The 22,886-nt window shown below is 62.4% G+C and carries 22 protein-coding genes and 1 pseudogene; 12 read left to right on the top strand and 11 right to left on the bottom strand.

Features of this window, described 5'->3' with window-relative positions; genetic code table 11:
* Positions 1 to 51 precede the first annotated feature (51 nt).
* Positions 52 to 1,263, bottom strand: coding sequence for an alkene reductase (locus V4T21_RS17405; RefSeq protein WP_332719228.1), 1,212 nt, complete (start codon positions 1,261 to 1,263; stop codon positions 52 to 54).
* Between the two features lie 243 nt (positions 1,264 to 1,506).
* On the opposite strand from V4T21_RS17405, the gene V4T21_RS17400 reads away from it, so the two are divergent.
* From V4T21_RS17400 to V4T21_RS17380, 5 genes are all read left to right on the top strand, one after another.
* Entirely contained in the window at positions 1,507 to 1,950 is a 444-nt protein-coding gene (locus V4T21_RS17400; RefSeq protein ID WP_332719226.1) for a DUF1931 family protein, read from the top strand.
* A 179-nt stretch (positions 1,951 to 2,129) separates the two neighbouring features.
* Positions 2,130 to 4,799: an excinuclease ABC subunit UvrA gene (locus V4T21_RS17395; protein ID WP_332719224.1), complete on the top strand. Its 2,670-nt coding sequence runs from the start codon at positions 2,130 to 2,132 to the stop codon at positions 4,797 to 4,799.
* 489 nt (positions 4,800 to 5,288) lie between these two features.
* Positions 5,289 to 6,017 carry a PIG-L deacetylase family protein gene (locus V4T21_RS17390; protein ID WP_332719222.1) on the top strand — a complete coding sequence of 243 codons (729 nt, stop codon included), beginning with the start codon at positions 5,289 to 5,291 and terminating at the stop codon, positions 6,015 to 6,017.
* Positions 6,017 to 6,688: a 4-carboxy-4-hydroxy-2-oxoadipate aldolase/oxaloacetate decarboxylase gene (locus V4T21_RS17385; RefSeq protein WP_332719220.1), complete on the top strand. Its 672-nt coding sequence runs from the start codon at positions 6,017 to 6,019 to the stop codon at positions 6,686 to 6,688. The genes V4T21_RS17390 and V4T21_RS17385 overlap by 1 nt, the downstream gene beginning before the upstream one ends.
* Positions 6,681 to 7,736 (top strand): 4-oxalomesaconate tautomerase, encoded by a 1,056-nt coding sequence (locus V4T21_RS17380; protein ID WP_332719218.1) that lies wholly within the window; start codon positions 6,681 to 6,683, stop codon positions 7,734 to 7,736. Before V4T21_RS17385 ends, V4T21_RS17380 begins: the two co-directional genes overlap by 8 nt.
* Here the strand turns inward: V4T21_RS17380 and V4T21_RS17375 are convergent.
* The 5 genes from V4T21_RS17375 to V4T21_RS17355 all read right to left on the bottom strand — a co-directional run bounded on the left by V4T21_RS17375 (position 7,733) and on the right by V4T21_RS17355 (position 13,652).
* Positions 7,733 to 8,938: a LysR family transcriptional regulator gene (locus V4T21_RS17375; RefSeq protein ID WP_332719216.1), complete on the bottom strand. Its 1,206-nt coding sequence runs from the start codon at positions 8,936 to 8,938 to the stop codon at positions 7,733 to 7,735. The genes V4T21_RS17380 and V4T21_RS17375 overlap by 4 nt on opposite strands.
* A 62-nt stretch (positions 8,939 to 9,000) precedes the next feature.
* Positions 9,001 to 9,873 carry an amidohydrolase family protein gene (locus tag V4T21_RS17370; protein ID WP_332719214.1) on the bottom strand — a complete coding sequence of 291 codons (873 nt, stop codon included), beginning with the start codon at positions 9,871 to 9,873 and terminating at the stop codon, positions 9,001 to 9,003.
* Positions 9,874 to 9,965: 92 nt separating this feature from the next.
* Positions 9,966 to 11,912, bottom strand: coding sequence for a TRAP transporter permease (locus tag V4T21_RS17365; RefSeq protein WP_332719212.1), 1,947 nt, complete (start codon positions 11,910 to 11,912; stop codon positions 9,966 to 9,968).
* Positions 11,913 to 12,018: 106 nt separating this feature from the next.
* Complete coding sequence (locus tag V4T21_RS17360; protein WP_332719210.1) at positions 12,019 to 12,951, bottom strand: TAXI family TRAP transporter solute-binding subunit; 933 nt, start codon at positions 12,949 to 12,951, stop codon at positions 12,019 to 12,021.
* 35 nt (positions 12,952 to 12,986) lie between these two features.
* Complete coding sequence (locus V4T21_RS17355; RefSeq protein WP_332719208.1) at positions 12,987 to 13,652, bottom strand: TetR/AcrR family transcriptional regulator; 666 nt, start codon at positions 13,650 to 13,652, stop codon at positions 12,987 to 12,989.
* Between the two features lie 278 nt (positions 13,653 to 13,930).
* Here V4T21_RS17355 and V4T21_RS19215 point away from each other — a divergent pair.
* From V4T21_RS19215 to V4T21_RS17340, 3 genes and pseudogenes are all read left to right on the top strand, one after another.
* Positions 13,931 to 14,083: pseudogene (locus tag V4T21_RS19215) on the top strand (XdhC family protein); the annotation flags it as partial.
* A gap of 243 nt (positions 14,084 to 14,326) precedes the next feature.
* Positions 14,327 to 14,839 (top strand): XdhC family protein, encoded by a 513-nt coding sequence (locus tag V4T21_RS17345; RefSeq protein ID WP_332719203.1) that lies wholly within the window; start codon positions 14,327 to 14,329, stop codon positions 14,837 to 14,839.
* On the top strand, positions 14,839 to 15,429 hold the full coding sequence (locus V4T21_RS17340) for a nucleotidyltransferase family protein (RefSeq protein ID WP_332719201.1): 591 nt from the start codon (positions 14,839 to 14,841) through the stop codon (positions 15,427 to 15,429). Before V4T21_RS17345 ends, V4T21_RS17340 begins: the two co-directional genes overlap by 1 nt.
* On the opposite strand, the gene soxZ is transcribed toward V4T21_RS17340, so the two are convergent.
* Genes soxZ through V4T21_RS17320 form a run of 4 tightly spaced genes read right to left on the bottom strand, consistent with a single transcriptional unit; the run spans position 15,426 to position 17,831 of the window.
* Complete coding sequence (soxZ, locus tag V4T21_RS17335) at positions 15,426 to 15,752, bottom strand: thiosulfate oxidation carrier complex protein SoxZ (RefSeq protein ID WP_332719199.1); 327 nt, start codon at positions 15,750 to 15,752, stop codon at positions 15,426 to 15,428. The genes V4T21_RS17340 and soxZ overlap by 4 nt on opposite strands.
* A gap of 9 nt (positions 15,753 to 15,761) precedes the next feature.
* Positions 15,762 to 16,247 (bottom strand): thiosulfate oxidation carrier protein SoxY, encoded by a 486-nt coding sequence (locus V4T21_RS17330; protein WP_332719197.1) that lies wholly within the window; start codon positions 16,245 to 16,247, stop codon positions 15,762 to 15,764.
* Positions 16,248 to 16,275: 28 nt separating this feature from the next.
* Positions 16,276 to 17,532 (bottom strand): FCSD flavin-binding domain-containing protein, encoded by a 1,257-nt coding sequence (locus V4T21_RS17325; RefSeq protein WP_332719195.1) that lies wholly within the window; start codon positions 17,530 to 17,532, stop codon positions 16,276 to 16,278.
* Positions 17,529 to 17,831 carry a c-type cytochrome gene (locus V4T21_RS17320; protein WP_332719193.1) on the bottom strand — a complete coding sequence of 101 codons (303 nt, stop codon included), beginning with the start codon at positions 17,829 to 17,831 and terminating at the stop codon, positions 17,529 to 17,531. Before V4T21_RS17320 ends, V4T21_RS17325 begins: the two co-directional genes overlap by 4 nt.
* Positions 17,832 to 18,043: 212 nt before the next feature.
* Here V4T21_RS17320 and V4T21_RS17315 point away from each other — a divergent pair, with 212 nt between their 5' ends.
* From V4T21_RS17315 to soxA, 4 genes are read left to right on the top strand one after another with little or no spacing between them, the layout of a single operon-like run.
* On the top strand, positions 18,044 to 18,505 hold the full coding sequence (locus V4T21_RS17315; RefSeq protein WP_332719190.1) for a (2Fe-2S)-binding protein: 462 nt from the start codon (positions 18,044 to 18,046) through the stop codon (positions 18,503 to 18,505).
* Between the two features lie 11 nt (positions 18,506 to 18,516).
* A complete protein-coding gene (locus tag V4T21_RS17310) occupies positions 18,517 to 20,772 on the top strand; it encodes a xanthine dehydrogenase family protein molybdopterin-binding subunit (protein WP_332719186.1) in 2,256 nt (751 codons plus the stop codon).
* Between the two features lie 50 nt (positions 20,773 to 20,822).
* Entirely contained in the window at positions 20,823 to 21,275 is a 453-nt protein-coding gene (soxX, locus tag V4T21_RS17305; RefSeq protein WP_332719184.1) for a sulfur oxidation c-type cytochrome SoxX, read from the top strand.
* Positions 21,272 to 22,054: a sulfur oxidation c-type cytochrome SoxA gene (soxA, locus tag V4T21_RS17300; protein ID WP_332719183.1), complete on the top strand. Its 783-nt coding sequence runs from the start codon at positions 21,272 to 21,274 to the stop codon at positions 22,052 to 22,054. Before soxX ends, soxA begins: the two co-directional genes overlap by 4 nt.
* Before the next feature lie 21 nt (positions 22,055 to 22,075).
* Here the strand turns inward: soxA and V4T21_RS17295 are convergent, their stop codons facing one another.
* Positions 22,076 to 22,699, bottom strand: coding sequence for a hypothetical protein (locus V4T21_RS17295; protein WP_332719181.1), 624 nt, complete (start codon positions 22,697 to 22,699; stop codon positions 22,076 to 22,078).
* Between the last annotated feature and the right edge of the window lie 187 nt (positions 22,700 to 22,886).

Raw genomic sequence — 22,886 nt, 5'->3', positions numbered from 1 at the left:
GTTTGCCGTCGGTGCGATGTGAGCACGCGCGTTTAGGTGCGGGCGTTGGGCCTACCGCCAGCGTTGGTCGACGCAGGCCCTCGATTGTTCGCCGCGCTCCTGTGCCAGGGACGGATAGTCGGTGTACCCCTTCTGGCCGCCGCCGTAATACGTCGTTGGATCGTCCGCATTGAGCGGAGCGCCCGTGCGGAACCGTTCGGGCAGATCGGGATTGGCGAGGAAGTTGCGGCCGAAAGCGATCAGATCCGCCTTGCCATCGCGGATCCACTGCGCCGCCGTTCCAGGCTGGAAGCCGCCTGCCACGACCAGGGTGCCCTGGAATTTGGTCCGGATCGTATCGACCATTTTCAGCGCTGCGGAATCTGGCTCTTTGCCCTGTTGCATCTGCTCAATCGCGGGGTTGACGATGTGCAGATAGGCAAAGCGGAAGTCGTTGAGGCGCTCCGCGACATAGCCAAAAGTCGCTTCGGGCTGGTCATCGTGGATATCGTTCGCCTTGGACATGGGCGACACCCGCACGCCGATGCGATCCGGACCCCAAATCCGCATCACGGCCTCCGCGACCTCCATCAACAAGCGAGTTCGGTTCTCGACCGGACCGCCGTAAGAATCTGTGCGGCGGTTGGTGCCGGTCTCCAAGAACTGATCGAGCAGATAGCCGTTGGCGGCGTGAATTTCGACGCCATCGAAACCGGCTGCCTGGGCGTTTCTGGCGGCGCGCTCATATTGCGCCACAATATAGGGCATCTCCTCGATATCGAGCGCGCGCGGTCGCACAAAAGGAACAAGTTGGCCTTCGCCACGCTCGTTCTCGATGAAAGCCTGTCCCTCAGGCACGATGGCGGAAGGCGCAACCGGAAGCATGTTATCGGGCTGCAGCGCGGGATGAGAAATGCGCCCGACATGCCAAAGCTGGTTGAACATCAGCCCACCAGACTGATGCACCGCTTGGGTCACCCGGTGCCAGGACTGGACCTGCTCTCGGCTGTGAATGCCGGGCGTCCATGCATAGCCCTGCCCCTGCATCGAAACCTGTGTTGCCTCGCTCACGATCAAAGCCGCAGATGCGCGCTGCGCGTAGTAACAGGCGGCGAGGGAATTGGGCACATTGCCCGGTTGGCGCGCCCGCGAGCGCGTCAGCGGCGCCATGACGATACGATGCGGCAGGTTGAACGGGCCAAGCCGGTATGGCTTAAACAGCATCTCCGTATCCAGCGTCTGTTCAGCAACTGGGGAGCGTGTAATCGTCGTTGCCTCGTTCATTTTTCAGCCTCATGGAGGAATGGCCAGGCCGCCTGGACCGCCCTCAAACGACCTTAGGACCGCAGCGATCGGTCTCAACTGACGTCCGTCAGCGCCGAGAGATTGAGTGCCAAGCAGAAGAAGGGCACCCAAGAGGGCGTTGCATGGAGCGCGGCACCGCCCCAAAGAGGCCCGCCCTGACAAACGTCAAGGCGCGACCGCAGGGGTTGAATCATTTTGACCGCTCTGCAGGAGAGGTGCGCAATGGCGACGATTCATAGGTTGGAGAAGTTGTTTCGCCGGACGGGCGATCTCGTTCTCGACAAGAGCGATCTAAAAAGGCTTGAGGATTTTCTCAATGGAAAGGTCGAGGACCTTGTTGTTCGCGGTGAAGCGAACGCCAAGGCCAACAACCGGGACGTGATCCAGCCTTGGGACCTGCCGATCACCAAAGGGCTCCAGGAAACGATCCACCGGTTCCGCCAGGTCAACGCGGACCTTCAGCTCACGGATTACTTCAGCAGGCTCATCGGGTTGCCCCCGAGCGATCTGGCGATCGGCGATGAAACGCTGGCCCGGTTTTCTGAAATTGCCGGGGGGTTGTGCCTTGCTCTTGCGGAATCCTTCAAGCTCCTGGACCCGAAGCTAAAGAATCCGACGACTCAGGATTGGGACAGAGCCTATCGTCTGTTCGAATTGCTGCTCTAGCCGCCTTTGCGAGCCCAGTCGGCCCCGATATCCCAAATTTCGGAACGAAGCTGTCGAAACGAAGTTAACGAGGTATCGCGCGGAGAAATCTCGGCAATCAAGCGGTCTGGCTGCGCTCGCTAAATACTAGGGCTGCAAACGGCCTCCCCTCCTAACGACGACGGAAGAAGAACGAAACGATGCCGCACACTCCTGTCGGCGAAACTTCCCGTGCCGGCCGCGGCTTTGTGGAGGTGCGCGGTGCCCGTGAGCACAATCTGAAGGACGTGTCTCTTTCCATTCCTCGGAACGCGCTGGTCGTGTTCTCGGGCATTTCGGGCTCGGGCAAGTCGTCCCTCGCGTTTGGCACCTTATATGCCGAAGCGCAGCGGCGTTATTTCGAGTCCGTGGCGCCCTACGCACGGCGCCTGATCGACCAGGCAGGCGTGCCCGATGTCGATGCGATCGATGGATTGCCGCCGGCAATTGCCTTGAAACAGCAGCGCGGGGCCAGCAATGCGCGCTCGTCAGTGGGCAGCGTCACAACACTTTCGAGCCTCGTGCGCATGATGTATTCGCGCTCCGGAGCCTATCCAGCCGACCAACCGATGCTTTACGCCGAGGATTTTTCACCCAACACCCCGCAAGGGGCATGTCCGACCTGCCACGGGCTGGGACGCGTCTATGAAGTGACTGAGGCCATCATGGTGCCCGATCCCAGTTTGACCATCCGCGAAAAGGCAATCGCCTCCTGGCCGCCGGCCTGGCAAGGCCAAAACCTGCGCGATATTCTTGTCAGCATGGGATACGACGTCGACAGGCCGTGGAAAGACCTGCCGCAAAAGGACCGCGACTGGATTCTCTATACAGAAGACACGCCCACGGTACCGGTCTATGCCGGTTTCTCCCCTGCGGAAACTCAGGCGGCGCTCAAACGCAAGCTGCAGCCAAGCTATATGGGCACGTTCACTGGGGCCAGGCGCTACGTTTTGCATACCTTTGCCAACACTCAGAGTGCACTGATGCGCAAACGTGTGTCGCGCTTTATGGAAGGCCTGCCTTGTCCCACCTGCCACGGCAAGCGTCTCAAGCCTGAAGCGCTGGCCGTGACCTTTGCTGGCCTGGATATCGGCGACTTCATGCAAATGCCGCTCGATCAACTGGCGTCTGTTCTTGAACCCATCGTTCGCGGCGACTTCACCGCGCAAGCGGCAGGAACAGTGACCGATCGGGGGGCGACCGAGCGCGATCGGGTCGAACGGGCCGCAACCGGGCGTGCCACCCATGCAGTCTCTCCCGATGTCCGGCGCACCTCGGCGCTCTCGGAAGAAAAGCGCCTTGCAGCGCAGCGCCTCGCGGGCAGCGTGATGGCGCGGCTCACCCAATTGCTTGGCCTGGGGCTGGGTTATCTCACTCTTGACCGCGCCACACCGACCCTTTCGGCTGGCGAGCTGCAACGGCTGCGGCTGGCCACACAACTGAGTTCGTTGTTGTTCGGCGTCGTCTATGTGCTCGATGAGCCCTCGGCGGGTCTCCACCCCGCCGACAGTCATTCCCTCTACGATGCGCTTGATCGGCTGCGGGACGCGGGCAATTCGGTATTCGTCGTCGAACACGATTTGGACCTGATGCGCCGCGCGCAATGGCTGGTGGATGTGGGGCCCGATGCCGGCGAGTATGGCGGCCACGTGCTCTATAGCGGTGAGCCGGAGGGCTTACGCGCGGTCGAGGCGTCGCAGACGGCGCGATACCTGTTCGACCAAACGCCTACACCAACGGGCCGGGGGCGCGATCCGTCCGGGTGGCTGGAGCTGGAAGGCATCCATCGCCATAACCTTCACGGCGTGGATGCGCGCATACCCCTTGGCGTTTTGACGGCGGTCACCGGCATTTCCGGGTCCGGCAAATCTAGCCTCGTGGGTCAGGCCCTGCCTGAACTCGTGCTGCTGCATCTGGGCCACGAGCCTGAAGATAATGGCTCCGAAAGCGAACCTGGCGAGGGGGCAGAACCCATCGAAACGACCCGCGGCCATCTGGCCGGTGACGTGGATGCGGTGCGGCGCCTGATACAGGTCGACCAGAAGCCGATCGGGCGGACACCCCGTTCGAACCTCGCCACCTATACGGGCCTTTTCGACCATGTGCGCAAGCTGTTCGCTGCCACCCCCGAAGCCCGGCGCCGCCGTTACGACGTCGGGCAATTTTCGTTCAATGTGCCAAAGGGACGGTGCGAGACGTGTGAGGGCGAGGGATTTGTGAGCGTGGAACTGCTGTTCATGCCCAGCGTCTACGCCCCATGCCCGACCTGTTACGGGGCGCGCTATAACGAGGCGACGCTGAAAGTGCGCTGGAAGGACCGCAACATCGCCGAGGTGCTCTCGATGACAGTCGATGAGGCCCACGGCTTCTTTGACGGCGAGGACGCGGTGGCGCGGCCGCTGCAAGTGTTGCGCGAGATCGGGCTCGGCTACCTGCGTCTTGGCCAGCCGGCGACCGAGCTTTCGGGCGGTGAAGCACAGCGCATCAAGCTGGCCACCGAATTGCAGCGTAACCAGCGCGGTCGCACGCTCTATGTCCTGGACGAGCCCACCACTGGATTGCACGCGGCGGACGCCGATCGGTTGCTGGTGCAGTTGCAACGTCTGGTCGATGCCGGGAACACAGTGGTGATGATCGAGCACGACATGCGCGCGGTGGCGCAAGCGGACTGGGTGATCGATGTGGGGCCGGGTGCGGGCGAGGCCGGTGGCCGCATCGTTGCGACTGGCACTCCCCAAGACATCGCAGAGGTCAAACACAGTCAGACCGCGCCGTTTCTGGCAAGAGAGTTGGCGCGGTCGGAACAGCGAATTGCATCAAGGGCCGGGTAGGATGGCGGCGGCATTGGCTGACACGATGAGGATGCAAACCAACGACTTCGAAGATCAAGTGCTTTTTGGTCGATACAAATCAGACGTATTTTTTCGCTACGTCGTGACAGCAAGTGAACGGCAGCTTGTGGGAAATGTGAAGCCCAGCCTGAACGACCGAGATGGGGCGCAAAGCGGACATTTATCCTGATAGCGACTAAATTATCTTGTTATTTCAATAAGATATAAGTTCGCAGTTTTATTCTGACCGGCGCGCCATTTCTATGCCGCAAGCGGCGGACCGGCATTTGCGGCTATTCCCGGCTTCAATCTCATGATGCGAATCTAGCGACCTCGGCACGTTGCGCCAGCCCGCTATAGCTTGGGTTTATGGGGGCGGGACGCTATTCTATTTCCCCATCCTGGCCTCTTTCCCTAGCGTGTGTCTGAATTTTTGCGCAGGCGCTCGGCTCGCCTGCTGATCTGTGCAGGTACGAGGTACGAGACGAGATGAACAAAACTGCTTTAGTTGTTTCCGCGCATTCGGCCGATTTCGTGTGGCGCTGCGGTGGGGCGATCGCGCTGCATGCTTCGCTTGGCTATGACGTTACGGTTGTTTGCCTTTCCTACGGCGAACGCGGAGAGAGCGCCAAGCTTTGGAAGAACGAGGGCATGACGCTCGATGTTGTGAAGTCGGAGCGCCGCAAGGAAGCGGAGAAGGCGGCCAAGGCGCTCGACGTCCACAATATCGAGTTCTTCGACCTGGGCGATTATCCGCTGGAGATGACGCGCGAGGCCAAGGATCGGCTGGTCGGCGTCATGCGCTCGGTGCAGCCGTCCTTCATGATGACGCATTCCAAATACGATCCCTACAACACCGACCATATGTATGTGTCGCAGTGGACACTGGAATGCCGCGCCATTGCCCAGGCCTGGGGACACAATCCGGGCGAAAAGGTCCTGGGCGCGCCCCAGGTCTATCTTTTCGAGCCCCATCAGACCGAGCAGATGGAGTGGAAGCCCGATACCTTCCTCGACATCACCCCTGTCTGGGACAAGAAATGGGCGGCGATCCAGTGCATGCAGGGCCAGGAACATCTCTGGCACTATTATGAGAACGTGGCACAGAACCGCGCCAATCATTTCATGCGCAACTCGGGCGGTCAGTCGGGCGGCCGCAAGGCCCAATATGCCGAAGGCTTCCAGTCGATCTTCCCGCGTACAGTGGACGAACTCTGATGGGCGTCGTCGTCCAGAACATCGAGCGGGCCGATCCCGCGATCATCGCCGGATTGGCCGAATGCGGCGTTGCCACAGTGCATGAAGCGCAAGGGCGCAAGGGGCTTTTGGCAGCCTATATGCGGCCGATCTATTCGGGTGCCCGCCTTGCGGCGTCCGCGATTACCATTTCCGCGCCGCCTTGCGACAACTGGATGGTTCACGTGGCTATCGAGCAGATCAAGGACGGCGACATTCTGGTGCTTGCGCCGACCTCGCCCTCCGATGCCGGCTATTTCGGCGATCTTCTGGCGACTTCCGCGTTGGCGAGAGGGTGCAAGGGATTGATCATCGATGCCGGCGTGCGCGACGTGGCGGATTTGACGGATATGAAGTTTCCCGTCTGGTCCAAGGCGATCTTTGCGCAAGGCACGGTCAAGGAGACGCTGGGGTCGGTCAATGTGCCGATCGTGTGCGCCAATGAGCTGGTCAATCCCGGCGATATCATCGTCGCTGACGACGACGGGGTTTGCGTGGTGCGCCGCGAGGAAGCGGCGCAAGTGCTCGAAGCCTCCCGCAAGCGCGTCGAGAACGAGGAGGCCAAGCGCAAACGCCTGGCCGCCGGCGAGCTGGGCCTCGATATCTACGCCATGCGCGAGCGGCTGAAGGAAAAAGGCCTCAAATATGTCTGAGGCCGGTACGCGCGTTATGTGGATGCGGGGCGGGACGTCCAAGGGCGGCTATTTCCTCGCCTCGGACCTGCCCACCGATACCGCCGCGCGCGATGCGTTGCTGCTCGGGATCATGGGCTCGCCCGATCCGCGCCAGATCGACGGCATGGGCGGAGCCAATCCGCTTACCTCCAAAATTGCGGTGGTCAAGCCATCGACGCGGGAGGGAGTCGATATCGATTACCTGTTCCTGCAGGTTTTCGTCGACAAGGCGATTGTCACCGATGCGCAGAACTGCGGCAATATTCTTGCCGGGGTCGGGCCATTCGCCATCGAACGCGGCCTGGTTGCGGCCAAGGCCGGCTCGACCGATGTTCGCATTTTCATGGAAAACACCGGACAGATCGCCACGGCCAGTGTTTCGACGCCCGGCGGCGTCGTCGAATATGCCGGTGAGGCCAGGATCGACGGCGTGCCCGGCACGGCGGCACCTGTTCCGATCGTCTTTGAGGATACGGCGGGTTCGAGTTGTGGCGCGCTGCTGCCCACCGGCAATGCCGTCGATACCGTCAACGGCGTCGAGCTGACGCTGATCGACAATGGCATGCCCTGCGTCGTTCTCGATGCGGCCGATTTCGGCATCACCGGGACCGAGACGCCGGCCGAGCTCGATGCCGACCAGATGTTGAAGGCGCGACTGGAAGAGATTCGCCTGGCCGTAGGACCGATGATGAATCTGGGCGATGTTTCGGAAAAATCGGTTCCCAAGATGACCCTGGTGAGCCCGGCGGCCAATGGCGGCGCGCTTTCGACCCGCAGCTTTATTCCCCACAAATGCCATGATGCGATCGGCGTTTTGGCCGCCGTCAGCGTCGCCAGTGCGTGCCTTTTGCCCCAAGGACCTGCCGCCCGATATGGCAAGATCGAAGCGGGGATGAACAAGACAATCTCCGTGGAGCATCCCACAGGAGAGTTCACGGTGATTGCGCGGCTCGACGCAAACGGTGAGCTCGCATCGGCCGGCGTTCTGCGCACGGCGCGCAAGCTCATGGATGGGACCGCGTTCTAGCTGTTTTCGATTGCGGGTGATGCCCGGTGGCCGAACTCTCCGCGCACGGAATCGAGGAATTGCTTCTGCATGGGCGTCGGGCGCCAGTTGCTGCGCATTGTAAGCCCGATGGCGCGCCGGCTATCCTCGATCGGGATGGGCAGCGCGGTCATTAAACCGTTTTCGATTTCACCGATCGCCTGAAGGCGCGAAACGACACCGAGATACGGCCCCTGATGCAGCAGCTCTCGCATCAGGATCATCGAACTGGTTTCGACCACGGTGAAGGGCGGCGGAAGGCCGGCCCGCTCGATCTCGGCATCGAAGTGCCGGCGGGCCGGAGTGCCCGAAAAGGGGATCACCCATGGAAAATCCAGCGCCCGACGCAGATCGGGCCGGATCTCCCTGGCCAGTTGATGACCCGACGCGGAGACGATGACCACCTCGTCCTCAAAGAGGTATTCCTGGACGATGTCGGCGACGGGCGGCGGCGTCCGCAAGGCGCCGAGCAGAAGATCGATCTCGGCCCGCAACAGCCCCGCGAGGAGTGTTTCATATGGCCCTTCGACGATCCTGAAGTTGACCTGGGGGTATCGGCGCTGGAACTGGGCCATGGCCTTGGGCAGCAGAAAGGCTCGCGAGAGCGGCATGCCGCCGATTGTGATGGTCAAACGGGCGTTTCCGCCTGTCTCCTCAAGCTCCATTTGCCCCTGGGCGAGCTCGGCGAAGGCCAGCTGTGCGGCTTGCGCGAGTTGGTGCCCCACACGCGTGGGAACAATCCCAAACTGCGTGCGACGAAACAACGGGCGGCCGAGGTCCTGTTCGAGCTGGGTTATGGCGCGATGCACGGTGGGTTGCGCAATGCCCAGACTGCGCGCTGCCAGGCTGAAGTTCTGGCTATGGGCCACTTCGATCAGGGCCTTGAGACGGGCGGTGCTTGCCGTGAGGTGCAGGCGGGACCCGAACGGATTTGCAGCCGCGTCGAGCAGGCCGAGCGCACGTTCGATGCGGGCGGCGAGCGCAGCGCCGCTCGAGGTCGGGAAAATGCCTTTGGTGGTGCGCTCGAAAAGCGGCTGGGCGAAAGTCGCCTCCAGCTTCTTGAGCGCTTGGGTCGCGGCCGGTTGGCTGATGTTGCATCGCGCGGCGGCCGTGGTGATCGAACCGGTTTGGGTAACGGCCAGCATCAGCCGCAGATGCCGCAGGTTCAGCTCCGGGATGACCAATCTGTTTGCCAGGCCTTTCTTGAAAAAAGGGGCGGGCCGACCGCACCCGCCCCTTCACGCTTTCACAGAGTTTCCGGCCAGTAAAGTCGCGTCGGGTTGGTGACGAGCAGCGCTTCGAGCTGGTCGGCGCCGGGAGCGATGATCTTGAGCAGGTCGACCAGCTCGCCATCGTCGGGCATGTTCTTCTTGATATTGGGATGCGGCCAATCGGTGCCCCAAAGGACCCGGTCGGGAAATTTCTCGACAAGCAGGCGCCCATATTCGGCTGCATCATGGAATGGCGGGCCCGCACGGGAGATGCGTTCGGAGCCGCAAACCTTTACCCAGAAGCGCGCGTCTTCCATGAGCTGGAGCAGCAATTGGAAAGCCTGCTGCTCCACGCCTGCGCTCGCATCGACCCGCCCCATGTGGTCGATGACGGTGACGATATCGAGGTCCTTGAGGAACGGGGCGAGATCTTCGAGCCAGTGAGAATCGAAGTGGACGACGATGTGCCAGCCGAGCGGTTTGATCTTCTCGACAATCGTGCGAACCGCGTCCTTGTCGGCAGCTTCGCCCAGATGGGCTACGAAGTTGAACCGGACCCCACGCACGCCGGCCTCATGGAGCGCCTGCAATTGCTCGTCGTTCACGTCCCGCTCGACCATGGCAATGCCGCGATAGGCGCCGCCGCCCGCCTGGAGCGCATCGACCATGGCGCGATTGTCGGTGCCGTGGCAGCTTGCCTGCACGATTACCGAGCGCGACAGGCCCAGATGCCGATGCAGCGCGAACAGCTTTTCCTTGGGCGCGTCTTCCGGCCGATAGGTCGCCGAAGCCGAATAGGGGAATACTTCGCCCGGCCCGAACACATGGCAATGGGCGTCGCATGCGCCCTCGGGAAGAACCAGGTCGGGCTTTTTGGGATTGGGATGGGGAGGAAGATTGTGCGACATATAGGGGTCTTTCTCGATAGTCTGGCAGGCCGGTTCCCGGCCACATGGACCGGGAACCGCCTTGCCGCTCTATAAACGCGACTGGAAGTGGCTTAGTTTGTCTGGGCTTCGATGGCCGGGCGGGGAGTGGCGGTGACCATGCGGAACATCGTTACTGCCGCAAGCGCGATCCCGATGACCCGCGCGCCCAGCGTCACCGGATCGAAGGCATCGACCGGGGTCGGCCAGCACACCAGCAGCGCGCCCACGATCAGCAGGCCGCGTTCGAGCCAGCTCATCGGCCGCACCAGCCAGCCCGCGAACGCCACCGAAAGCACGCCCACGGCAATCGTCGCGAACACGATGCCGAGCGCGATCTGGATCGGCGTGCCGATCATCAATATGCCCGGCATGGTGACGAACAGGAACGGCACGAGGAGTTTGACGAACCCCAGCCTGATCGATTCCACGGCCGTTTCGTTGGCGTCGGCCCCCGAGATCGAGGCGGCGGCATAGGCTGCCAGCGCCACGGGCGGGGTGATGGCCGAAACGAGCCCAAAATAGAAGATGAACATATGGGCGGAGATAGCCGGCAGGCCGAGCTGGGTGAGCGCCGGTGCGATCAGCACGGCGAGCAGCAGATAGGCTGCCGATGTCGGCAGGCCCATTCCGAGCACGAAAGAGGCCAGTGCGGTCAGGATCAGGATCAGCCAGATATTGCCCGCACCAACCTCGAGGATCAGGCTCGAGAGCATCAGCCCCAGGCCGGTCAGATTGAGCACCCCGATCACGATCCCCGCCGCCGCCACGGCGGCGATGATGGGAACCGTCGAGATCAGCGTGTCACGGCACACGAGCACGAGGCTGATCGGGCCCAGCCGCGTATCCTTGCGCCAGGGGCTGATCAACAGCGCCAGGACGATACAGAACACTGCGGCCCGGGTTGGGGTCATGCCGAAGCTCATCAGCACGATGATGCCGATTAGCGGGATCAGGAGGTAGCCGCGGGTCTTGAGCGTTTCCCACAGGAACGCCATGCCCCCGGCCGTATCGCGTGCGAGGTTCAGTTTGCCTGCCTCCAACCGCACCGCGATCATCAGCGCGAAGACGTAGAGCAGCCCCGGCGCCAGCGCGGCCAGCGCGATGGTCGAATAGGGCACGCCGATGATCTCGGCCATCAGAAACGCCGCGGCGCCCATCACCGGCGGCAGGATTTGTCCCGCCGAGGAGGCTGCCGCTTCAATCGCGCCGGCCAGCTTGGCCGAATACCCTACCCGTTTCATGAGCGGAATGGTGAAGGTGCCCGTGGTCACCACATTGGCGACAGCACTGCCGTTGATGGTGCCCATCAACGCGCTCGACACGGCGGCCGAAAGGCCGGGCCCGCCCTGCACGCGCCCGGTCAGCCCGCGCGCGATGTCCACGAACACCTCGCCCGTGCCCATTTTCATCAGGATCGTGCCCAGAAGGGCGAAAAGGAAGATGTATTCGACCGCAACGCCCATCGGCACGCCGAAGAAGCCTTCGGTCGACAGGAAAAGGGTCGAAGTCAGGCGGGCGAGATCATAGCCGCCATGGCCGTATTTGCCGGGAATGAGATAGCCGAAATAGGCATAAAGCAGCGACAGCACGGCCAGGATCAGCAGGGCCCAGCCCAGCGATTTGCGCACCAGCACCAGTGTGACGGCGACCAGCCCGACGAAGATCACCTGGTCGATCCCGGTCGAAAGCGCGCCGCGCATGATGATGTCGTAGTAGGAGGTCCACAGATGCGGACCGGGGACCAGCGCGACGAGCGCCAGAAGATAAAGCACCAGCCGCGCCCATGTGGCGCGCGTCTGCAACGCTATGGCCAGAAGGCCGGCTGAAGCGGCCATCGAAAAGAAGGTCGAGCGCAGGATCAGCGCGGTTATGGAGCCGAAATAAGCGCCGTGGATGACGATGGCGGTAACGCCGACAGCGAGCACGGCATAAAGCATGGAAACGGCGATCGTTTCCTTATGCGTAGCATGCTCGTTAGGCAGCGCGAGTTTGCTCGTGAGGTCGGTCAGAAACGACATCGGATGAGTTCTCCCGAAGCGCTTGGGGCAGAGGCTGGCCCAAGCGCGAAATCAAAATACCGGAACCGCTCACGGCGCCTGGCCGTGAGCGGAGAGGTTTTGGGTGTCAGCGCGCCAGCTCGTCGAAATAGAGCTGAGCACCCTGATGGAGCGGGATCGGCGCGTTGACAGCGGTTTCGACGGCGATATTGCCCGCTTCGGGATGGACCTGGGCGAGCTGGTCGAGATTGTCGAACAGCGCCTTGGTGATGGCATAGACCGTCTCGTCGGTCGCGAACTGGCTGGTAAAGATCGTGGCCGGATCGTTGATCACCAACACGTCCTCTTCCTGGCCCTCATAGGTGCCGGCCGGCATCGTATAGAGCTGGTAGAACGGATAATCGGCGAGCAGTGGCCCGACGGTCTCCTCGTCGACCGGGATAAGCTCCAGCTCGCGCTGGGCGCCCAGGTCGATCAGGGCGGCGGTCGGCGCGCCGGCCAGCACCACTGTCGCATCGAGCTGGCCGTTCATCAGCGCGGCCGTGCCTTCATTGTAGGAAAGGAACTGCGCATTGGCCGGATCGAAAACGCCATAGGCTTCCATCAGGCGCTGCATCAGAACGGCCGAGTTGGAACCCGGAGGGCCCATATTGATGCGCTTGCCGGCCAGGTCCGCCATTGTGGCGATGCCGGTATCGGCGGTCGTCGCGATCTGGAGCACGGCCGGGTAGAGATAGGCCATGGCCGCGACGGGCAAGGGCTCTTCGAACGGGCCTTCGCCCACGCTTGCTTCATAGAGCGTCGAGGACGAGGAGAAACCGAAGGTCATCTGGTCGGCGGCGACGCGGCGGATATTTTCCACCGATGCCCCGGTCACCTCGGCGCGTGCCGTGGCGTTTTCCATGTTCTGGTTGATCACTTCGGCCATACCGGCTCCGATGATGTAGAACAGGCCGCCGGTGCCCCCGGTGCCGATGGAAATACGCTCCTGGGCGAGGGTTGGCGTGGCCATGAGGCCAAGCGTGAGCCCGACACCCGCGAGCATTTTGACTAGCTGCATTTTGTTTGAACCTCCCAAGTTCAGGGTTGGCGGCACTATGCCGCGTGGCCAGACTTCTTGTCGTGGCCGTGCTTGGCCAGAGCGCGAAAACTGGCAAAACTGGCTTCCACAATCTGGTTGACCGCCGCGTCGCGGTCGTTTCCGTCAACCGCGCCGTCCGAAAGGCGGGTGACGCGTTCGGGGTTGATCAGAGCGTAGTAGAGCGCTCCGAGCAAAAACTGGCTGCGCCAGACAAGGCCCTCGCGATCGGCATCGGGAAGGCATTCGGCGATGGCATCGAGAAAGGCGCGGCTGGTGGCATCGAAGGCGCCGGCGATGATCGCACGGGCATCCCCATTGCCTTCGGCCGAAAGAACGGCCCGCATGCGGGTGAACTCGGCCCCGCCGCCGTCGAAATCCGATGACGAGGAAAACGCCGGGATCACATAGGCGCGAAGAATGGCCATGAGGCGCTCGTCGGCATCCTGGATGCGGCGGGCTTCCCCCAGCAATTCCATACGCCGATGGTTCATGGGCTCGGTGTGGCGCTGATAGATCTCGCGCAGCAGCACGGCCTTGGAGCCGAAATGATAGGTGAGACTGCCGACATTGGCGCCGGCGGTCTTGGCGATCTCGCGCATGGAAACGGCATTGTAGCCGTTCGACGAAAACAGCCTGACCGCAGCGGAAAGCAGCGCTTCACGCACATTGGCTCGAGACAAGGGATCCTCCACACGTACACTCGTACGATTTATTTGTACAAATGTACAAATTGGACAATCGAGTCAAGCGCATTGCTGGACGCCTCGATGTGGCTGCCATGCGAAGGCGTTGCCCGAACCCGACCGTCCGATACCGGAAGGGTGCCCTTGACGATCGTCTCGATGCATTTACTAATTCGATGAGCACAGGGGAGGAAATCTGTGACTGCATCGCTCGAACTGCCGTCCGCGCCGTTCCATTCGACAGGGCTCGCCGATATTGAGGAAGCGCCACTCGCCTGGTTGCTCGATCACATGCGTCGCGGCATCCCCGCGCCCTGGTCACCATCGTCGGCATCGAGGGTGGTGCTCCGCGGCCGGTGGGAACCCAGATGGCGGTGCTGGCCGACGGAAGGTTCGAGGGACAGATATCGGGCGGCTGTGTCGAACCGGCGATCGCCGCCGAAGTCATGGGCGTCATTGCCGGCGGTCGGGATGCCATATTGCGGCTTGGACGCGGCGCGAAGGCCATAGACATTCAGTTTCCGTGTGGAGGGGGCGTCGAGGTTCTGGTCCATGTCGCGCCCGAGCCTTCCGTTCTTGAGCAGGCACTTGGACTTATCGCCGAGCGGCGCTTGTTCGCCCTCGCGCAGCACCCCAATGGCCGGACCGGGATCACGCTGGAGCCCGGCACCATGACCGGATGGCATGACGGCGTTTTTATGCGCCGCTTCGCCCCTCGAACCCGAGCGCTTCTGATCGGTCGCGGCCAGGAACTCGAGGCGACGGCGCGAACCGCTCATGCGGCTGGGCTCGATCTGCATGTCGGCAGCCCTTCGTCCGAGAGCCTGGCTGTCCTCGCGTCCTTGCCCATTCCAACGATTGCCCTGACCAGCCCCGAACAGAACTGGTCATTGCCGATCGACCGATGGACGGCGACTGTCCTTCTGTTCCACGACCATGATTGGGAGTTCCGCGTTCTCCAGAAGGCCTTGGCCGCCGATGGCTTTTATATCGGCGCCTTGGGCAGTCCCAAGACCCACCGCCAGCGCCGCGAAAAGCTTTTGGCGCATGGCGTGACGGAGGCCGACCTAAATCGGATCAAAGGACCGGTCGGCCTCATTTCGCCGGCCCGTGATCCGGGAACCCTCGCCATCTCGATCCTTGCTGAAATCGCTCAGGAGCGCGCCCTCCTGCCGGGACTCTGATGACCGCAAATATCGGCTTGGCCATACTTGCTGCAGGCCTATCGCGTCGGTTCGGACCGGACGACAAACTGATGGCACCGCTGGCCGAGCGCCCCCTGTGCGATCATATCGCTCAAACAGCCGCAACCTTTGCTGCGAACTTGAAATTTGCCATATGTGGGCCCAACAGTGGGGCGGCAGCCATTTTTGCCGCTCGTGGTCTCCAGGTAATCGATAACCGCCATCCCGATGAAGGGCTGTCCGGTTCCGTCAAGCTCGCTGTCCGCCACGCGGTCAACGCCGGTTTGGACGGTCTTGTCATCTGTCTTGCCGATATGCCCTTCGTGCCTCTCGTGCATCTGGAACGGCTCTGTGGCAGATGGTTGGACGCTGGTTGCCCCCCCGTCATGGCATCACGGGCATCCGGCCTCGAAGGCTGGATCACCCCGCCTGCGGTTTTCAGCGCGGCGGTCTTTCCCGAACTTCTCATGATGTCAGGCGACACGGGCGCACGTGCGCTGCTGGTCGACGCCGAAACGGTTGAGGCGGCACCGGAAAGTCTCGCCGATTTCGATACGATGGATGATTTCCGACGCGCTGGAACGAACTAGGCGTCGGTCACTTCGATATCGGCCGTTTCCTCATAGATACTGCCGTCGTCGTCATGCCAGCGAAAGGTGAACGTTCCGGACTCCGTCGCCTCGGTAAAAAAAGTGATCAGCGGATTGGAAGCGACGCCGGTGTTGAGGTCGATGGTGATCACCTCTTCGCCGTTATACAGACACTCGAACGTATGGATGATCCGCTTGGGGTAGCGGCTGCCCATGGAATCATAGCGGAATCCGCTTTCCATGGGATGCATGATGATGGTCTTGATCTCGATGATCTCGCCGCGCGCGACGGGTGAGGGGACATTGATGCGGGTGGTTGCCATCGCCGGGCCTCAATACCGGAAATCGAGAATCTGACAGGCGCCGATCGTCACTTCGATATCGGCCTGCGCCTCCCAGATGGTGCCCGATTCAAGTTGTGCCAGGGCGCGGATGGTCTGGGTCTCCGCCAGCCGCACATTGGTGGTGATTTCCGGCAGCGCCGAGCGCGGGCCGAAATGGGCGTCGAGCACCATGGGGCGCGGATTGCGCGTCGCGATGACCAGAATGCGCCGCACGCGATCGCCGCCCAATTGCTCGGTATCGATGCCGACGCTCATGGGCACCGAATTGCCGCTTTCCGCTAGAGCGGGGAGAGTGAGGTTCAATGCGCCCGAAACCGGTGAAACGTCCCCAAGCCGCTCCGCTATAAGCTCGGCAATCGCCCCAGCATCGAGCGGCGCGATCGCTGCGCTCGCCAAGCCCGGCGTTGCGGCCGTCAGCGCCAGGGCGCCGCCTGTCGCGAGAAAATGTCGCCGCGTAAAGAGCAACGGGTTCATGGCCGGGCCTCGTTTTCTAGCGAATTTCTCAAGCCCCGAACATTTCCCGCGTTATGGTCGCATACCAGCTTACGGCATCCCGGGCTTCCTGCTCGTGCATTTCGCCGCCCGCGCCCAAGGGGCTCGCCCCGCCGGTTCCCTCGATCTCCGCCAACCCGCGATAGGCGCCCGAAACCGAAATCCCGTAGTCGGGGCCGACCAGCGAATAGCAGGTGTTGAGCAAAACCGGATTGGCGATGTCCTCGTTTTTGAGCAAGGCGACGAGAGCATGGGCGCAGGCCTTGGCCTGACTGTTGGCGCTGAACCCCGATTTGGGCATGGCGCCCATGATGGCGGCATCGCCCAGAATATGAATGTTTGGAACCACAGTTGATTCGAACGTCAGCGGGTCCACGCTGCAATAGCCACGCCCTTCGTCCAGCCCCAGCGCCAGCGCTATGGCGCCGGCTTTTTGCGGGGGGATGACGTTGGCGACATCGGCGGTGAATTTGTCGAAATCGGTCGAAAGGGTCATGGCCTGCGGATCGACGCTCGCGATGCGTCCGGTCATTCCCGCCGGTATCCATTCGATCATGTCAGGGTAGAGCTCGGCCCAGGCCTCCTCGAACTGGGGCTGCTTGGAAAAACTGTCCTTGGCATCGACGATGAGGATTTTGGAGCGCGGCTTGTGCGTGCTCAGATAGTGCGCAATGAGCGATGCGCGCTCATAGGGGCCGGGAGGGCAGCGGAACGGATTGGGCGGAGAGGCGATCAGCACCACGCCCCCATCGTCCATCGCCTGCAATTGGTCCGACAGCAACTGGGTCTGGGGTCCGGCTTCCCACGCATGGGGCATGATCTCGGCCGCTGCGGCGTCATAGCCCTCGATTGCGTCCCAGATCATCTGTACGCCCGGCGAAAGCACCAGCCGGTCGTAGCTTACGCTTTCGCCATCGGCCAGCGTGACGCTCCGCGCCTCGGGGTCGATTTCGACAGCCTCGCCGGCGATCAATTCCACGCCCTCGGCAATCAGCGTGTCATATCCAAAGCTGATGCTCGCGAGGTCGCGCAGCCCGCCCAGGACGGCATTGCTGAACGGGCAGGTGACGAATTTGGGCTGTTTTTCGATCAGCGTAACCGAGATATCGGGCGCAATCGCACGGAGCCGGCGCGCCAGGCTCGCCCCGCCAAATCCCCCGCCCACGATCACCACGCGTCCCGTTTCCTGCGCGCGCAGTACGGCCGGAGCGGAAACAAGGGCCGCGGCGGTGAGCTTGATCGCCGTCCGGCGCGTCATCTCGATCATAGGCATTGTCCGTCCGCAGCGAAATAATCCGCCAGCGCCTCCACATCCTCGGCCGAATAGGCGGCCGCCAGCCGGCCCATGATCGTGCTGTCCCGCTCACCCGATTGGAAGGCTTCCATCGCCGCGACGAAAGCATCGCGATCCATGCCCATCAGCCGGGGGATGCTCGATTGATCGTCAGTGCCATGGCAACTCGAACAGGCCTGCGCATCGATCGCCACAGAGCAGGAGACCTGGGCAAATGCGCCTGTCGGCGCCGCACAGGCCAAAAGGACAAGCGCTGCCAGTTTCATATGCATTGTCTCACTCCTCGCCACCGGCAGACTAGCCGAGCCCGGTCGGAAAGATAAAGGGGCACTCCAAAATAATTGACGCGGTGAATCTGAGGTGCCATCGTCGGGGGGTATTCAACTTTGGCGATCATTGTCCTCTTTGCCGCTCGGAGATCTGGAGCGGGTGCGCAAAATCGGGACGCTGTATTCTTGAACACACCCACTCGAGGAGGAGGGGCATGGCTGAATTCAACCTCACGATCAATGGCGAGTCGAAAACCGTCGATGTCGACGGTACGACCCCGCTGCTTTGGGTCATCCGCGATTATCTCGGCATGACCGGCACCAAATTCGGTTGCGGCATCGCCCAGTGCGGCGCCTGCACCGTCATGGTGGATGGCCGTGCCACCCGGTCCTGCTCGTTCCCCATCCAGTCGGTGGGCGAAGGGCAAGTGACGACCATCGAAGGGCTGTCGGACGACAACTCCCACCCCCTGCAGGTCGCCTGGCTCGAAAAGGCCGTGCCCCAGTGCGGCTATTGCCAGTCCGGCATGCTGATGGCGGCGGCGGCGCTGCTCGAGGAAAATCCCAACCCCACCGATGCGGACATCGACGCCCGCGTCAGCAACATCTGCCGCTGCGGCACCTATCTGCGGGTGCGCGAAGCCATTCACGCGGCAGCCGAGGCGCAGAGCGCCTGAGGGAGGATGACATGAACGAGTTGATGATCACACGCCGCGGCTTCGTCATCGGCGCGATGGCGCTTGCCGGTGGCATGGCCATCGGTATTTCGCGCCCGGCCATGGCGGCTGCCGCGCTAAACCCCGAACCCTGGGCCGGTGAGATCGCCGGGCCGGAATTCAGCCCCTGGCTGTCGATTCTGGCCAATGGCGAAATCATCGTCCGCGTCACGCCCCCCGATATCGGCAATGGCGTGATGACCCAGATCGCCATGAACCTCAACGAGGAACTCCAAGCCGATTGGTCGATGGTTCGGGCCGAATTCGCCGATACCAACCGCAATTATCGCGAAGACAATATCTACGGCAATGTCGGCGGTCCTCTGGCCTATTTCAGCGGACGGTCGACGGGTCCCGAGCGCATGGAAACCGCGCTCATGGTCGGGGCGACGGCGCGCGAACGGCTCAAAAAGGCCGCAGCCGAACGCTGGGGCGTGCCGGTCAGCGAGGTTACCGCCGAAAACAGCGTCCTTTCACGCACGGGAAGCGATGAAACGCTCACCTATGGCGAAGTCGCGGAAGCGGCGGCAACCGTCGAACTCGACGGCGACGTAACGCTCAAGCCACGTTCCGAATGGACGACGCTGGGCAAGGTTTCCCGCCCCAAGCTGCAAAATCCCATGCTCGTCAACGGGCAGGCGATTTTCGGTATCGACGTCCAGCTCCCCGGCAAGGTCTATGCCGCGCTCCGGCAGGTGCCGGTGCAGGGCGGCCGTCTGGCCAATGTCGATCGTGAGGCGGTCATGGGCATGCCCGGCGTGCTCGATGTCGTGGTCGTCGATCCCGACGAACCGCGCGAGCCCCTGCCCTCTCCTCCGCCGTTCCCGATCGGCGCCGCGGCGCCCCAGGCGGCGGTGGCGGTCATCGCCGAGCATTATTGGCAGGCCAAGACCGCACTCGAAGCTCTCCCCATCGAATGGGATCTGGGCGACGGCGTGCAGTGGACCGACAATGCCCAGATTCGCCAGACCGTCATGGACGCCGTCCAGAACGAAGGCGATATCACCGTTTCGGAAGGTGATGCCGGCGAAATCGTCGCCAATGCCGATCGTGTCGTGGAAGCTGATTATTTCACCGGCTACGCCGATCATGTGAACATGGAACCGCTGAACGGCACGGCTCTCGTCACCGACGAGCGGGCCGATGTCTGGATGCCGACCCAGCATACCCAGCAGAGCCATATGGTCGCTGCCGAGGAAGCCGGCCTTCCGCCCGAAAACGTCTATGTGCACCAGACCTTCGTGGGTGGCGGTTTCGGCCGTCGCGTCTTCGGCGACGATACCCGCATGGTGGTGGCTGTCGCCAAGAAATATCCCGGCAAGCCGGTCCATGTGATGTGGTCGCGCGAAGAATCCATGCGCCAGGGCCGCTTCCGGGCGATGATCGGGGCCAAGCTCAAGGCAAGCCTGGGCGAGGATGGCTATCCGACAGCAATGGTGGTTCGTCACGCGGGACGCGGGCAGGGCATCAACGTGTTTTCCGATACCGCCTATGTGGCGGGCAAGGGCATCCCCGCCGTGCAGATCGAAGAGCACATCCTGCCGCTCAACTTCATGACCGGCCCCTATCGCGGCCCCAGCTACAACGTCAATTCGTTCATCATGGAATCCTTTGTGGACGAATTGGCCCATGAAGCCGGCATCGACCCGCTCGAATACCGCATCAAGCTCATGGAGCCCTGGGAAGACAAGGGCTGGGTCAAGGCGCTTGAAACCGTCGCAGAGCGTGCCGGCTGGGGCGAAAGCCTGCCGCGCGGGCAGGGCATGGGGCTTGCCGTCTCCAACTGGGGCGGCGGCGGGCGTCCGTTCTACGGCACCACGGCCGCGGCCGTCGTGCGCGTCGAAGTCAGCCCCGAAGGCCAGCTCGAGATCCTGCAGATCGACGCCACCTGCGATGTGGGCACCATCGTCAATCCCGATGCGGTTCTCGCACAGATTCAGGGCGGCACCATCTTCGGGCTCAACATGTCCCTGATGGAAGAGCTCGAGATCGAGAACGGCGCCGTGGTCAGCGACAATTTCCATCGCTACCCGATGCTGCGCATGGCTGATGTGCCCACCAACATCCGCGTCCATCTGGACGGCACCTCGGGCCATGAACGCATCAACGAGATCGGCGAGCCACCGGTCGGCCCCGTGGGTCCCGCCATCGGCAACGCCATCTACGCGGCCATCGGCAAACGCATCCGCAGCCTGCCGTTCCGCACGGCGGACCTGACCTGGTCGTAACCAAGTCTTCGGAGCGGCGGTCAACCCGCCGCTCCTTTACGGAGGATGGCGTGCGGATCCTATCCATCTTCGCGATCGCGCTGGGCGCCGCTGTTTTCCCGCTCGCCAGCGCATCCGGTCAGGAGGTGAGGGAGGATGCCCTGCCGGCCCCTCTCACAGATGAACCCGGCGATATACGGCGGGGCATGACGGTGGCCGCCAACACCGAAATGGGCAATTGCATCATCTGCCATCAAATCCCCCTGCCCGGCGTTCCCGCCGGCGCCTTCGGCAGTGTCGGCCCGTCGCTGGCAGGCGTGGGCAACCGGCTCGATGAAGGCCAGCTGCGGTTGCGGATCGTTGATTCCAGCGCCATCAATCCGGCCACGGTCATGCCGCCCTATCACCGCACCGAAGGGCTCGAGCGCGTCGCGGATCGCTTCGCCGGACAGCCCATTCTTTCGGCCCAACAGGTGGAAGATCTCGTCGCCTTCCTGCAAACCCTGACGGACGAGGCGCCATGAAACCGGTTCTCATCCCCCTCTTTGGCCTCCTCGCCGTCTTCAGCTCCGCCTGGGCCGCCCAGGAGCTGGGGTCCGAGCAGCCGCCGCGTTCGGGCTACACTTTCCTGGGCCCCGAATTGCAGGCCTTGCAAGACGATGAGTTTTCCAATCCCGGCACCTTGTGGCTGGGGCAGGGCGAAGAGCTCTGGTCCGCGGCCGGGCCTCAGAGCCAGCCGTCCTGTGCTTCGTGCCATGACGATGCCGAAGCTTCGATGGCCGGCGTCGCGGCGCGTTACCCCGCCTTCGATCCCGAGATCGGCCATGTCATCAATCTCGAACAGCAGATCAACCAATGCCGCTCAGAGCGCCAGGGGCTCGAGCCGCTCCCCTATGAGTCCGACGCTCTGCTGGCGCTGACCCTTTACGTCACCGCCCAGTCGGACGGCATGCCGGTTGACGTCGATATCGATGGCCCGGCCCGCGAAAGCTACGAACGCGGTGCAGCGCAGTTCGACCAGCGCATCGGCCAGCTCAATATGTCGTGCCGGAACTGCCATGTGGAAAATGTGGGTAATCGGCTGCGAGGCGAACCGATCAGCCAAGGTCAGATCAACGGATTTCCCATATACCGTCTGCTTTGGAACAGCCCGGCCTCCACCCATCGCATGTTCGCCTGGTGCAACGAGGCAGTCCGTGCCGAACCCTTCGAGGCCGGCTCGCAAGACTATGTCGATCTGGAGCTGTTTCTGAAAGCCCGCGCCGAGGGGCTTGCAATAGAATCCCCCGCAGTTCGCCGGTGATGGATTTTGGGGATGGCCTGCCTAAAGAGGCAATTGCGCCGATTGACTAACATATATGCGACTGGTGCTGAGCGTGCCGTCCTGTCCGATTTCGGCCATAACGACGACCGGCAGGCCCTCGTGCAACCACGACATGGTACTGCTTTCCTCTGCGCTGGCGACAATGGCGGTGTCCGCGCCGATCTCCGCCGTCAATTCGCCAGCCGAAGTGGAAATCGTAAACGTGTTGTCGGCGCGGGCCGTGACCTCGCCAGCGACCAGTTCAACCCCATCGGGCAGGCGCCACGGTACCTGATTTTCCGCCAGGTCTCCCCCGGCGAGGCGCCAGACGACGCCGGCTTGTCCGTCGAGGGGCGATACGGCAACCCGCTCTCCAATGGCGATGCCGTCGAGCGAGGCGGGTTCGATCCGAATGACTTTGAAAGCGCGCTCCAGATAGATATGGACCGTCTGCTGTTGGTCGGTCGTCACTTCCATGACGAGCCCTATCATGCCGCCGTCCCGCGCGAAATTGATCGTGCCCCGAACCAGGGTCGGTTCATCCTGCGCATACGCCGGCGCCATGAGCGCAAAGAGAATCAAAAGGGCCGCGAGGAGACGACCGCCAGCCCGTCTCGCGTTCGCCGATATTTCAATGCAGGACAATGCCGTTCCTCCTACAGCCAACCTTATCGAAAGCCGGGGGCATTCCACAAGGTGGTGTGCCGCCCACGGCCCGGTAACTCAAATGTGTTGCTCATGGTCGCGGGACCGGTGGGAAAAGACGTGTTGAGTGCGGTTCGTAACCATTTTAAAAAATGACTGGGCATGCAAAAGCTGACTGTCGATCGGG

The sequence above is a fragment of the Pelagibacterium mangrovi genome (assembly GCF_036662815.1).
In the GTDB taxonomy this organism is placed as follows: domain Bacteria; phylum Pseudomonadota; class Alphaproteobacteria; order Rhizobiales; family Devosiaceae; genus Pelagibacterium; species Pelagibacterium mangrovi.
This window is presented reverse-complemented; position numbering and strand designations above follow the sequence as displayed.